The following is a 12,760-nucleotide window of genomic DNA, read 5'->3' as shown; positions in this document are numbered from 1 at the left end:
GATATGGCTATTAGTGTAAGTCGTAGAGAATTAATAACGAGAACAGGTGAGCTTATAGGTTATAAGTCCGGCTTAGGTTTAAATAAGGCAGAGTTCGACGAGATTATTCCCACGGACTATCATAGAATTTGGTTCGGGCCATCTGAAAATTACCTACGGTTGTACCCAGAAGAATTTGAAGGACTAATTGCAGAGTTATTGCAACTCCTTGGCAATGTCGAATCGGCTAGCCCAGGGTTGTTTACAATGCACTTGCGTAATAAGTACATGAATAATGTAAAAAAATCAAAGCTGTTAGACGATGTATTTCCAATCTTCATCAACATGATGGAAAAATGTAATGAAGCCGCTCGAGAAGGTAAAGATCCGAATAAAGCAATAGTGCCAGTTCTTCTTAAAGCAAAAATGAAACATGGTGGAGAAGGCTTTAATATGATAATGGAGCTTATAGGTGGGTTGAACAATCACTTGCACATGAGTCCTTGGACCAGTATTCGAGAAACTGAATGGAAGGATATAGCTGAACTGAAAAGCTTATTTGTGAGCGAGAGTCTAGAAACACAATATGGAACTTTTATGGATCAGCGCTATATCGATTATTTAAGAGCAAACTTCGATAAGATAGGAAGTATTCACTGGCGGAAATTTGAAGGTTTAACAGCTGAATTTTTTGAAAGACAAGGCTATTTCGTAGAAATTGGTCCTGGAAGAGCAGATGGCGGTATCGATGTTAGAGTTTGGACACACGATCCTAATCTTGCAGGGCCACCAACAATTCTTATTCAGTGTAAAAGACAAAAAGATTTGGTGGAGCAAACTATCGTAAAAGCCTTGTACGCTGACGTGCTACATGAACAAGCAGAAAAGGGATTGATAGTGACAACAAGCAGCTTTTCGCCTGGATCAAAAAAATTATGTTTTGCTCGGGCATATCCAGTAGCCGAGGCAAACCGTGAAACTCTACGCAGTTGGATTACGGCGATGCGCAAACCTGATACCGGCATCTGGAGCTTGTAAAAAACCATGTTCCCGCAGCCGCAGCTTCTTTTGTCTCCATAATTTTCCGCCGTCACTTATGATACGGTTCACCGCGGTTAATCCGAAACGCGCGGTACACCTGCTCCACCAGCACCAGCCGCATCAGCTGGTGGGGCAGCGTCATGCGCCCGAAGCAGAGCTGCGACTGCGCGCGGCGCAATACGGCATCGGACAGGCCAAGCGAGCCGCCGATGACAAAAACAATATGGCTGGTCCCATAGGTACCCAGCCGATCAATCTTGGAGGCGAGCTCCTCCGACGACCACATCTCCCCTGTCAGCGACAGGGCAATCACGTGGGCGTCCGGCTTGATCGCCGCCAAAATGCGCTCCCCCTCGCGCTGCTTCACCTGCTCGCCTTCGGCGTCGCTCATCGCCTCCGGCGCTTTTTCGTCCGCAAGCTCGGTAATCGTCACTTTGGCGTAAGGACCGAGCCTTTTCAAATATTCATTGATGCCCTGAACCAAATATTTCTCCTTCAGCTTTCCGACCGTTACCATTTGAATATGCATGAACCTAGGAACCTCCGGTACTTTTTTAATAGAGTCATAGCTAGATCAAACAATATCTATATAAAAGAAAAGAGTAGCTTCAAGCCAGTCCCATACCGTGCCAGCGCCAGCCAGCATCATCATTCATACGCAGAAGTAACCAATCCCACCATATGAACCGCATGCCCAACACCAACACCAACACCAACCTCCTCCACCACCCCAATGCAACAAAAAAGGCGTGAGGAGAACCCTCACACCACAAGAAACTGTGCCTTTTTCAAACATTCCTGGCAGTGCTCCGGCGGCGTCCAAGCGGAAAACTGCGTTTCCCCTAAGTCCACCACATCCGGCGCCTCCTCATATTCATCGACAAACTCATCAATCGCAATCTCTAGATGCTCTTTGCATACGCAATACATGCTGAACCGCCTCCGTTATTTCGGGTCCGGGGCTTCCCCGAGCACGACAACGGCAGAATCCTTTTTGCCTGACCGGAAGTAGGTGACCCGAATTTTATCCCCAATATGCTTTTTGTGGTACAAATATTTTCGAAGCTCCAGCGTGCTGCCAATCGGCTGACCGTCCAATTCCGTAATAATATCGTGCGTGCGAAGTCCAGCGGCTTCGGCCGGTCCCTTCGCCTCTAACACGATAATACCATTTTTCACATCAGCGGGAAGTTTTAATACATCCGCGCCTTCTTTTCCAGCAAAGCTGCCGAGCTCCACCGAAGCGACGCCAATATACGGCCGTTTCACCTTGCCGTACTTCACCAGCTCCTCGATCACCGGCTTCACCGAATTGATCGGAAGCGCGAACCCTACGCCCTCCACGCCCATGTCGGACACCTTCATACTGTTGATGCCAATGACACGGCCGTGAATATCGACCAGCGGGCCGCCGCTGTTGCCCTGATTGATCGCAGCGTCCGTCTGAATAACGTCCAGCTCCCAGTCATAAATCCCATCCGCTCCGAGCGAAATCGGAATGACCCGGTGCGGCGAGGAAATAACGCCCTTCGTCACCGTAAGCGAATAGCCGAGGCCCAGCGGGTTGCCGATGGCAATCGCCGTCTCGCCCGAGCGCAGCTGGTAGGAATCGCCAAACTCCGCTAACGTGCGGATACCCTCGCCGTTAATCTCAAGCACCGCGAGATCGGTCATCACATCACGCCCCAGCACAACCGCTTCCTTGTAGCTGCCGTCGGCCAGCACAACCTCCACCGACTCCGCCTGCTCCACCACGTGGTTGTTCGTCACCACCCGCACCTTGTTGCGGTCCGTCGCATATATCACACCCGAGCCGATCCCCGACGGGAAGCCTTCTCTGCTCGCTGCATCCCCGCGGTTCGCCAGCACACTCACGACAGCCGGCTTCACCTTCTCCGTCGCTACCACGACACTGTCCACCGGTGCCGCCGCACCTGCCTCGCTGCGCGGCGCCTCCTGCCCAGCCGTCTGCGTTCCTTCATCCTTTGCGTTCCCGTATAGAAGCGGCAGCAGCACAAGCAGCGTCAGCACCGCGCCACCGGCCGCAGCAATCACCGAACGTGGAAAGGGCAGCCTTCCTACCCTGCCAACGATACGCCCGCCAGACCTCCACGGTCCCCGCGAGCCGCTGCTCCAGCCCCGCTCCTTCTCCCATCTGCGTTCTTTTCCGACCTTCGTTGAGTAGAAATCATCGTCGAACAAGCTCATCCTTTACGTCCCTCGCCGAAAAATTTTTTATGTTCTCGGGAATGTTTTGTCCCTCTCACGACTACAATAATAGAAACTACCAAAATAGTTTCATAGTAAAGGAGAACGCGACATGAGCCGAATTCGTTCCCATATGGATGAAGTCAATATGATTGGCAAGCTGGCCGATCTGAAAACAAGCCACTACCACAATACGCTGCTGTTAAGCGCCCTGGTCGACCTCCTCATTGAAAAAGGCGTCATCACCACCCAGGAGCTCCAGGAGAAAGCCGGAGAGCTCGCCCGTTATACCTCGGAAGCGAAGCTTCCCACCATGTAAACGCTGCACGATCCCGTGTTATCATGGAGCGCCCAACTAGACCCAACGCCCAGCCTTCTCCTCCATCCTAACACGCCCGAGCAAGAACCTCTACTGAAATCCATTCCGTGTCCAAAAAGTTACCGTATAACCGATGCATCAGCGACCCTGACATAAACGAGACAAGCCTTTTCATCCTAAGCTCTAAAAATAAAACCATCGGCGCTCCCGCTTCAGTCTGTGATTAAACACTGAATCTGCAACGACCGCCTACCCAAGGCAGGCTCGCTGAGACATTCAAGCGGTCTGCCTTTTCTTCTTGGCCCGTGCCTGCGCCAGTGCATAAGAAGCCGCGCTGCACCTATTGTAATCCTTACCCGATCTGCCCGCCGCCCGCCTAGAGCTCGCCAATATCGTCCCATTCGGTCGCGCGATCCCAATACGTATCCATCAGCCGCGTTTTCCGGTCCTGCAAATACACGCCGTGCTCCTCTAATACATTATTCACCGTCAGCCTGGCTAAATCCATCACATTATGATCACGGCTCAAATGCGCCAAATATACCCGCTTCGTCCCGCCCGACAGCAGCTCGGACAACGCCTCGCCCGCCGCATCGTTGGACAAATGCCCGACGTCGCTTAGGATGCGCCTTTTAATATTCCAAGGATACTTTCCCATGCGCAGCATTTCCACGTCGTGATTCGACTCCAGCACCATAACGTCGGCATCCACCAGCTTTTCCTTCACCTTCGGGCTCATGTAGCCGAGATCCGTCGCCAAAGCCAGCTTCTGCTGCTCCTCATGGAAGCAGTAGCCGACCGGATCAGCGGCGTCGTGGGAAATCGAGTACGACTCCACCTTCAGCGAGCCGAACTCCACCACATCGCCCGGCTCCAGCACCTTCCGCTTCTCCTCGGCAATCTCGCCGATATGCCGCTCCAGCTCCGCCCACGTCTTCTCGTTGGCGTACACCGGCAAATCAAACTTGCGCGCCACCGCGCCAAGCCCTTTTATATGATCCGCATGCTCATGCGTCACCAGCACCCCGTCCAGGCTGCCGGCATCCACACCGCGTTCCTTCATCAGCTCACCAATCTTCTTCGCGCTTAAGCCCGCATCCACCAGCAGCGTATGCTCGCCGTCCGTGCTCTGCACGACCGTGGCATTGCCCGTGGAACCGCTGGCCAGTATCGTAAAACGTATGCCCATCTCTGTTATTTCCCTTTCTGTGGAACCTCCACTGCTCCGTTAATCGCGTGCACATAATACAGTTCTCCGCTCTGCAGCATTATCCTCCAAAACGGGGCCAAAACCTGTGTTTCCGAATTATACAATTGACCATGGTACCCCAGCTTTACATCGGTAATGACCGCACCTGTGCTCAAATAATTTTCCGTCAAGCTGCCAACCGCCGTCAGCGACGACAAAATACTCGGATCCTTCGGATCGCTCGGCGCCGGAGACACCACCTCAACCAGGCTCTGCCTGTACTGCGTAATGAACCCCTTCTCTGCAAAAAGCTCCAGCTGCACCTCAAACATCGGGTACTTTTGATAGGCTTGGTTGTAGACGTAGTAATCCTTCTTGCTTTGCTTCACGTCCAGCACATAGCTCTCTCCCATAGGCAACTGCCGTGCGATCCGCTCGGACAAGAGGGCACCGTTCTCCATGCGGATTTCGTCGCGGACAGGGTCCTTCAGCATTTCCCGGGCAACGGATCGCAGAGAATCGTCAAACTCCACCGTGATCTCCCGCAAAATCGGCGTCCCTTCCGGCAGCTCCGCTTCAAGCTTCACGCCCTTGCTCTCCATCAGCTGCTGCACCTCGGCAACCCCCGCCCCCACCTTAGAAGCCTCCAGCTCATTGCGGCTTGTCCAAAGCTGAAACGACAACAGCACATTCAGCACTAAAAAAGCGAGAATCAGCACCGTCTTGGCGCGACTCCAGTCCATCTTCGTTCACCGCCCTTTTCCCTGCTCTCCATTCCGCTTCATCCTACGATAAGAAGTCGTACGTCCCGTTAAACAGCTCTACCGCCCATCCCGGGCGCAGCTCCACATAATCCTCCGTTACAATCGGCCGGTAGGCCGGGAACACCGTCACAATCGTGTTCCGGTTCCGGTACCTCTGCACCATCTCCCGCAGCTCCTCGCCCCCCGGGAGCATATGCTCGCTCTTCTCCAGCTCATCCTTCAAGCGGATCAGCGACCGCTCGTAATCCGTCACCACACCGTTTTGCACCGTCACTCGGATATATCCAAAAAACTCGCTGCGCTCCGATATAATCGGGAACGCCCCCGGATACGTCCCGGCATACTGCCGGAACACAAACACCTGCGCGCCGATCGCCGCGCGCTGCGGCAGGCGGTAGGCGATATATTTGCCGTTCCAGCCGCCGTGCTGGTTCACAAACTGCACCGAGGCCAGCATATTTTCACGAATCGTGCTGTTCTGCTCATAAGAGGCGGCCGGATCGGTGAAGGCCATCCATTTTTGCCCCGGCTTCATCTGCAGCCCCCGCTTGCCGTCCGTAATAATGAGCGAGCCGTCTCGCTCCATCAAGCTGCGCGTCGTCGCCGGATCGGCGAACAGGCTTTGCTGCAGCTGCTCCTGCGTCATTTCCTCGTAGGCGTACCGGAAGCCGACCATCGGAAGCGGCTCCTCCGCCAAATACGTTACGCCGTCTTCCGTGCCATATTTCGTTAAATACGTACCAAGGCCGACAAAGCCTTCCACGTCCTTCGGCGTAAGATCCACCTTTTTCGCCTCGTACACCGTCCCCGTGCTGTCGCTGATAAACAGCGTGCGCACCGTTTCCTGCCCCGGCCGATTCAGCATCCAGATGCGGTTAATCGGCTCCATCGCGGCAGCCTCTTCACCCTTCAGCAGCATCTGCCGCTGTAAAATTTCAATGGAGATTCCGTCCTTGTACCGGATCTCCACCCCCTGGTAGCTGTCGCGTAATTCGTTCCACGTGAAACTTTGCTCCGACAGCCGGGCAAACGAATCAAAGTTGCGCTGCTGCAGCTTCTCCAGAATAATCTCGTAAAACACCGTATTCGGATTCAGTACGGTATGCTTCGCATCGCCAAAATGCAGCACCATCTGTGTCGGATAAACCAAATCCTGCAGCTCCAGCTGCGTCCCCGTCAGCTCCGCCTCCACATATTCCGTCTGCGGCGAGGCAATCTCAAAATCCCGCACATTGCCGATCAGCACATAGCTTTGAAGCAGGCTCGCCGCCACGAGAAAGACAAGAAAATACGTTTTCGCCTTTTCAATCATGCGGCGCCGCCTCCTTTCTGCTCACGATCCGGTTCATGAATCGGCAGCGTGAAGGTCACCTTCGTGCCTTGATTCACCTCGGATTCGATCCCGATCGCCCCTCCGTGCGCCTTAACGATTTCCCGGGCAATAGAGAGCCCCAGCCCTGTACCGCCCATATTCCGGGAACGTGCCTTGTCCACCCGATAAAAACGTTCGAAAATCCGCGACAAATCCTTTTTCGGAATCCCAATTCCGTTGTCCTGAACGGAGATCTCCACCCAGCTCTTCTCCAGCGGACGGGCGCCAAGCAAAATCCGCCCTTGATCCCCTGTATATTTGATCGCGTTGGACATTAAATTGTCCAGCACCTGATCGATCTGATCGCGATCCACCAGCGCCTTCGGCAGCCCTCGCGCCACATCCAGCACAAGCTCGATCGAACGCTGCTGCAGCTGGAACGAGAATCGATCCGAGACCTCCTCCAGCACTTCCGCCAAATCGATCGGTTGCTTGGCCATCACTGCCCGGCGGGAATCGAGCCTGGACAGGTGCAGCAAATCGGAGACGAGCCGAATCATCCGTTCCGCCTCGCCCTTCGTTACCCCCAGGAACCGCTTCGCCAGCTCCGGATCATCCATCGCGCCGTCATCCAGCGCCTCCAAATACGACTTAATCGTCGTCAACGGCGTCCGCAGCTCATGCGATACGTTCGCGACAAACTCCCTGCGTGCCTGCTCCAGCTTCTCCTGCTCGGTGATATCCTGCAGCACCGCAATGGTGCCCGTAATGCCGCGTCCGCGCCGGTGAATCGCATTAAACGTAATGCGCACGACAAGCGGCTGCTCCTCTTCGCTGAGCTCAAGGCGGGTAACCGCTATATTTTCCGACCCCAGCACATGCTGGCCGACGGACTCCTTCGGCAGGCCAAGCAGATCGGCGATGTCCTTGCCGAGCCAGTCATTGCCCTGGACCTGCAGCATTTCCCGCGCCCGCAGGTTCATGACAATCACCTTGCCCTGATCATCGGTGGCGACCACGCCGTCGCTCATGTTGGAGAGGATCGATGCGAGCTTCTCCTTCTCCTCCTCATTGGCGGAAAGAGCCTCCTTCAGCCGCTCCGACATATAGTTAAACGCGAAGCCAAGCTGACCGATCTCATCCCCGGAATGCACGTTTACCTTCTGATAAATCCGACCCTCGGCAATCGCCGTCGCTTTCTTCGTCATTTCCTTAATCGGGGTGACGATCGTATTCGAGAGCACCACGCCAAGCAGAGCGGTCAGCCCGAGCGCAATCAACGTACCGGACAGCAAAATTTGCTTGATCCGGTTGATCGTATCAAACATCTCCTCCATCGAAGCCACGATATAAATCGCCCCAATGACCTTGCCTTCGCTGCGTACCGGCATCGCGATTATCCGCTTGCGCTTCTTGTCGCTATCGATAAACGTCCGCTCGTTCCCGCGAATTCCCTGCAGCGCCCGCGTTACTTCGGTTTGCGTATTCTTTTGCCCGATGATCGATTCGGGGTCAGCCACAGACGCTCCGACAACCTTGCCGCTGGAGTCCATGACCTGCACTTCCGCCTCGCCGATTTCCAGCAAATTACGAACGACGATATTCAAATCATCGTAAATCTTCTTTTCCTTTTCAGCCCCGGCCCCCTGTGCATCCTCAAGATAGGAGCGAACATAACCGGCCAATAGATAACCCTTTTGGTTCAGTGTATACGAGAAGTTATTGAGAAACGAGGCTTCGAGTGTGCGGATAAAATAAACCCCGATCAGCTGCATAGCGATCAGGATCAATAAGACGTAAATAATAATTAACTTCATTTGAATCGTTTGCAAAAAACGAACATGCTTGCCCGGCATTTACAGCCCTCCCGTTTTGGGACTGCGCATCATATACCCCAGACCTCGCCGGGTAATAATGAACTGCGGATTGCTCGGATCGTCCTCGATCTTCTCCCGCAGCCTTCTTATCGTCACATCGACCGTACGGACATCGCCAAAATATTCAAAGCCCCATACGGCCTGAAGCAGATGCTCCCGCGTCATTACCTTGCCGTTATTTTTCGCCATATATTGAATCAGTTCAAATTCGCGATGCGTCAGATCGATCGGCTCGCCGTTCTTGTACAGCATATACATATCGCTGTCGATCAGCAGGTTAAACAAGCGAAAGCCCTGCTGTAGGGTATCTCCCGAGGCGGAAGCGCTGCTGTCCGCTTGCTCTGTTCGGGTTTGCCTGCGTAAAATCGCCTTTACCCTGGCCAGCAGCTCCCGTGTTCCGAAAGGCTTCGTTACATAATCGTCCGCCCCGAGCTCAAGACCAAGCACTTTATCCAGTTCTGTATCTTTAGCGGTCAGCATAATAATCGGAGTGTTCATTTTCGCACGCACCTCACGGCACACATCCATGCCATCCTTCACGGGCAGCATCAAATCGAGCAAGATCAAATCGGGCTGCTCCCGAAAGGCCAGCTCCACCGCCGTTCCTCCATCAAACGCGCACACGACTTCATAACCTTCTTTTTCAAGATTAAACTTTAAAATATCTGCAATCGGCTGCTCATCATCGACAACCATAATTTTAGCCGGCATGAATGCGTCACCACCCTTGTGCTCTTATCATACCATATGCAAAAAAAAGAGGCATCCCGCTTCGCTTTCGCACTGCGGAATGCCACTGTCTCCCTTATTATCGGCTCAAAAATTTCATCGGGTTCTGGATACTGCCATTGCTATGAATTTCAAAATGTAAATGAATGCCGTCTGAATCGCCAGTATTACCCATAACTCCGATTTTCTCGCCTTTTTCTACAATCGTTCCGCTCTTCGTCGTGATCTTGCTCAAATGAGCGTACAGCGTCTCATATCCGTTCAAGTGATCGATAATGATCATATTGCCGTAATCTTCCTTGTACCCTGCATACGTGACCTTGCCGTTATCGGCGGCGATAATGTTTTTATTCGAGCTGGTCAAGTCGATGCCCTTATGCAGCTTACCCCAACGCATGCCGTAGCCGCTGGACAGCTTTGCCGAGACGACCGGCCAGCTGAATTTGCCGGTCCCTTCGCCTTTGACAACCTTGGTTCCGCGCTTTACCACTGCGGTAACCGGCTCCTGCAGCATTTCCTCGGAAACGAGCTCTTCTTCCATCAGGAGGCCGTTTTCCTTCGTCAGCTTAAAGGTCACCCGCTTCATGCCGTTCTTTCCGGATTTGATCACCTCGGTCCGACCGGCTCTCATATCGTCATCAGGTATGTATTCTGTCGGATACTGCACTTCCTGCATCTCCACAATCTTTTCTTCCGTCTTTACCGATAATGTCGGCTGCAGCACCGTTAAATCCAATACGTCGCCGACGCGAACCATATCATTTTTAATCTGCGGATTGTTTACATAAATAACCTGCTTGGAAATATCAAATTTCTTCGCGATACAGGAGATGCAATCTCCCTCCTGTACCTCATATTTCGTAGGCTGCACATCGCCTGTTTCCAGCTTCTTTACCGTTTCCTGCGGGTCCAGCGGAACTTGCTCCGGCTGCAGCTCCACCTGATTCAGTTCCACCTGCTCGGCGAAGCCGACGGAAAGCAGCTCGGTTTGCTCTACCGTTGGCGCCGGAGCCACCGATGCGGACAATACCGAAACCTGCCCGCTCTTCTTCGCGTTTCGCTCTGCTTCCTTCGCCAAGTAATTCTGCTTAATCGTCTCTAGAATACTCTTGGCCGTCTCTTCGTCCTTCACAATCGCAACGACGTTGCCGTCAATCTTGAGCTCAATACCGACCGGCTTCGCCACAAGCTGGGACGCCAGCGCGCTCAGCACCTTGGTATCGTCGCCTCGTCCGTTAAATACCGTTTTAGGCTGAACCTCATAAACAGGCGCTTCAACGGAAACCTGCACATCGGTCCGCTGCGCCTTTAATTCTTCGATCTTTCCTTGCAAAAATTGAGCAATAATAGCCGGATCCGAAACCGTGCCGATATTCGTCCCATTCACGGAAACCTGATAGATCTCGTTCATGTTGGATTTAACGTACACGTTCCCCGCTGCGGATACTGCGGCAATCGCCACAATTACAGATATACCCTTGAATACTTGAATCTTATATGTATAAATCGTTGTTTTCGCTGTTGCAAGCTTTTCCCGCCATGTTGGTGCGGCGTCTGCAGTCGTTTCAGGAAGTATTTCGGCTTGCGCATTCATCGTTTCTTCTGTTCCGCGAATTCGGTGGAAAAACCGCTTAGACATGCTTACGGTTCGTTTCACCCATTCCAGTTCTGTGAAAGCCCGCATGTTCGCCTCCCATAAAGCCGATATACGACAATAAATGTATAAGTTCGACTCAATTTCCATAAAATATGGTCAGTATTTGGCACCTCTCTTACTTTATCACAGGCTTGTTTCCGTTATCAACCTTTTTTCATTGACAAAGCGGTTACAGGACCATTACCGATTGGAGGATTGAATGGATGGAGGCTCGAGTCGTTGCGCGCTTTCCGAGTCGGGAAGCAGCTGAGCAAACCGTGGATTATGTGAGGGAGCTTGGGATCATGGATCTTAAGGTGGAACCCAATGCGTGTGTAAGCGTTCTTGTCGAAAAATCAAGATACCGCCAAATTGAGGATACCTTAACTCATTTCGGCGGCGAGGTCATTACATCGGAGCATTGATCAGCCGATAATTTTCATCAGCTCTTGATATTCCTCCGTTGTCACGTACTGCTGAACAATTTGTTGGATTTCCTGAAGTTCATTTCCCGTTAATCCATCTTCCATCATGCTCGATATGGTTTGCCATTCGTTTTGCGGAAGCTTGGATACAAGGATCGAAAAGATTTTCATCTTATCCTCGTCGGAGATACTGTTTTTCTTTTGATTAATTTCCTCCGTGGTGACCATGACATCCCGCTCAGTGCTGCCACTCGCTTCATCGGAAGAGGAAATGCGACCCATGACCGCCAAGGCATCCTCTGGCGGTTTTTTTCGTTCCACCGGTGACTCTTTCGTCTCTTGATCAGGCTTCAACCCCTGCTCCGAACCGGACTCCGAATCCTTCCATGTCTCGGTGGTGCCCTCGCCCTTTCCTGTCCACTCTGCTTCTGGTTTCGCTGCTGTAGGTAAAGCCGGTTCCGCCACTCGCTCGCTAGGCGTTTTCGCTGCATTTTGCGATGGCAGGCTTCCTCCGGTTAAACCCGCAAGGACATCATTGAACGTAACCGGACGAATCGAGGCTTGAAACGGCATCGACTTCATCCACTGCTCCACATACGAGTTTACAACAGTCAAGGTAGTAGCCATGGAAACGACGGAAACGATAATACTTCCTAATGTAATTTTGAGTACCCAAACCATTGCTTTCAAAAGCGTTCACTCCGTTATCCTGGTTTATCTTCCTCTATTCCCAGTATTAACGAAGCGACCCATTTCAAAACTCCCGCCGGCTTTTTTTCCGCCTTTACGGCCTCAAGCTGTTACGCCCGGCCGATTCGACCGAACCTACACCGCAAACCGGTACACCCATGCCTAACGCCCCGTCATGTCCCGCCGAACACCTAGCACTCTGTGCTTCGCGCTCTTGCTCGGTATGGGGCACGTTTTCCGGTAGATTTCACATGACGATCATACTACACTTTGAGTTTCCTAGCTTGCTATTCCGATGCATGCATTTCACTCTGACTTCACATACCAGTCACTGCACGCTGTTAGATTCCTCGGTTTCTCATCTGATGCTCGCATCTCCGGTTGAGTACACATACCGATCACCAAACACACTCTGAACTGCCTCCATTTCTTATCCGACGCTCACTTCTCCTACTAACTGCACGTAACAGTCACCAGCTCTTTGAGATCCCTCGGTTGCTCTCCAATGCTCACATTTCACGCTGATATAACGCACCAGTCACTATACACTATGAGATTCCTCGGGTACTCAGCCAATGTTCACATCTCCTA

Annotated in this window: 13 protein-coding genes; 3 read left to right on the top strand and 10 right to left on the bottom strand. The window is 52.5% G+C overall.

The window, feature by feature from the left end; translation table 11 throughout:
- The first annotated feature begins 3 nt into the window (after nucleotides 1–3).
- A complete protein-coding gene (locus GQS10_RS20840; protein ID WP_166245871.1) occupies nucleotides 4–1,017 on the top strand; it encodes a restriction endonuclease in 1,014 nt (337 codons plus the stop codon).
- Between the two features lie 52 nt (nucleotides 1,018–1,069).
- Here GQS10_RS20840 and rlmH read toward each other — a convergent pair whose 3' ends face one another.
- From rlmH to GQS10_RS20825, 3 genes are all read right to left on the bottom strand, one after another.
- Nucleotides 1,070–1,549, bottom strand: coding sequence for a 23S rRNA (pseudouridine(1915)-N(3))-methyltransferase RlmH (gene rlmH / locus GQS10_RS20835; RefSeq protein ID WP_166245869.1), 480 nt, complete (start codon nucleotides 1,547–1,549; stop codon nucleotides 1,070–1,072).
- A gap of 233 nt (nucleotides 1,550–1,782) precedes the next feature.
- A complete protein-coding gene (locus GQS10_RS20830; protein ID WP_166245867.1) occupies nucleotides 1,783–1,950 on the bottom strand; it encodes a CxxH/CxxC protein in 168 nt (55 codons plus the stop codon).
- Nucleotides 1,951–1,965: 15 nt separating this feature from the next.
- Nucleotides 1,966–3,228 carry a S1C family serine protease gene (locus GQS10_RS20825; protein WP_166245865.1) on the bottom strand — a complete coding sequence of 421 codons (1,263 nt, stop codon included), beginning with the start codon at nucleotides 3,226–3,228 and terminating at the stop codon, nucleotides 1,966–1,968.
- 112 nt (nucleotides 3,229–3,340) lie between these two features.
- Between GQS10_RS20825 and GQS10_RS20820 the strand changes: the two genes are divergently transcribed.
- Nucleotides 3,341–3,547 carry a hypothetical protein gene (locus tag GQS10_RS20820; RefSeq protein WP_166245863.1) on the top strand — a complete coding sequence of 69 codons (207 nt, stop codon included), beginning with the start codon at nucleotides 3,341–3,343 and terminating at the stop codon, nucleotides 3,545–3,547.
- Between the two features lie 376 nt (nucleotides 3,548–3,923).
- Here the strand turns inward: GQS10_RS20820 and GQS10_RS20815 are convergent, their stop codons facing one another.
- The 6 genes from GQS10_RS20815 to GQS10_RS20790 all read right to left on the bottom strand — a co-directional run bounded on the left by GQS10_RS20815 (nucleotide 3,924) and on the right by GQS10_RS20790 (nucleotide 11,102).
- Complete coding sequence (locus GQS10_RS20815; protein ID WP_166245861.1) at nucleotides 3,924–4,736, bottom strand: MBL fold metallo-hydrolase; 813 nt, start codon at nucleotides 4,734–4,736, stop codon at nucleotides 3,924–3,926.
- Nucleotides 4,737–4,741: 5 nt separating this feature from the next.
- Nucleotides 4,742–5,479 carry a two-component system regulatory protein YycI gene (gene yycI / locus GQS10_RS20810; RefSeq protein ID WP_166245859.1) on the bottom strand — a complete coding sequence of 246 codons (738 nt, stop codon included), beginning with the start codon at nucleotides 5,477–5,479 and terminating at the stop codon, nucleotides 4,742–4,744.
- Nucleotides 5,480–5,522: 43 nt separating this feature from the next.
- Nucleotides 5,523–6,812: a YycH family regulatory protein gene (locus GQS10_RS20805; RefSeq protein ID WP_166245857.1), complete on the bottom strand. Its 1,290-nt coding sequence runs from the start codon at nucleotides 6,810–6,812 to the stop codon at nucleotides 5,523–5,525.
- Complete coding sequence (walK, locus tag GQS10_RS20800) at nucleotides 6,809–8,668, bottom strand: cell wall metabolism sensor histidine kinase WalK (protein WP_166245855.1); 1,860 nt, start codon at nucleotides 8,666–8,668, stop codon at nucleotides 6,809–6,811. Before walK ends, GQS10_RS20805 begins: the two co-directional genes overlap by 4 nt.
- Nucleotides 8,669–9,400, bottom strand: a complete 732-nt coding sequence (gene yycF / locus GQS10_RS20795; RefSeq protein WP_166245853.1) for a response regulator YycF — start codon at nucleotides 9,398–9,400, stop codon at nucleotides 8,669–8,671. It abuts the gene before it with no gap.
- A gap of 97 nt (nucleotides 9,401–9,497) precedes the next feature.
- On the bottom strand, nucleotides 9,498–11,102 hold the full coding sequence (locus GQS10_RS20790; protein ID WP_166245851.1) for a M23 family metallopeptidase: 1,605 nt from the start codon (nucleotides 11,100–11,102) through the stop codon (nucleotides 9,498–9,500).
- A gap of 176 nt (nucleotides 11,103–11,278) precedes the next feature.
- Here GQS10_RS20790 and GQS10_RS20785 point away from each other — a divergent pair, with 176 nt between their 5' ends.
- Nucleotides 11,279–11,479, top strand: coding sequence for a hypothetical protein (locus tag GQS10_RS20785; protein WP_166245849.1), 201 nt, complete (start codon nucleotides 11,279–11,281; stop codon nucleotides 11,477–11,479).
- On the opposite strand, the gene GQS10_RS20780 is transcribed toward GQS10_RS20785, so the two are convergent.
- Nucleotides 11,480–12,169: a hypothetical protein gene (locus GQS10_RS20780; RefSeq protein ID WP_166245847.1), complete on the bottom strand. Its 690-nt coding sequence runs from the start codon at nucleotides 12,167–12,169 to the stop codon at nucleotides 11,480–11,482. It lies immediately after the preceding gene.
- Between the last annotated feature and the right edge of the window lie 591 nt (nucleotides 12,170–12,760).

It is taken from the genome of Paenibacillus turpanensis (genome assembly GCF_011421635.1).
GTDB lineage: Bacteria > Bacillota > Bacilli > Paenibacillales > YIM-B00363 > Paenibacillus_AK > Paenibacillus_AK turpanensis.
Note: the sequence above shows the minus strand (reverse complement) of the source record. Positions and strands in the feature narration are given on the sequence as shown.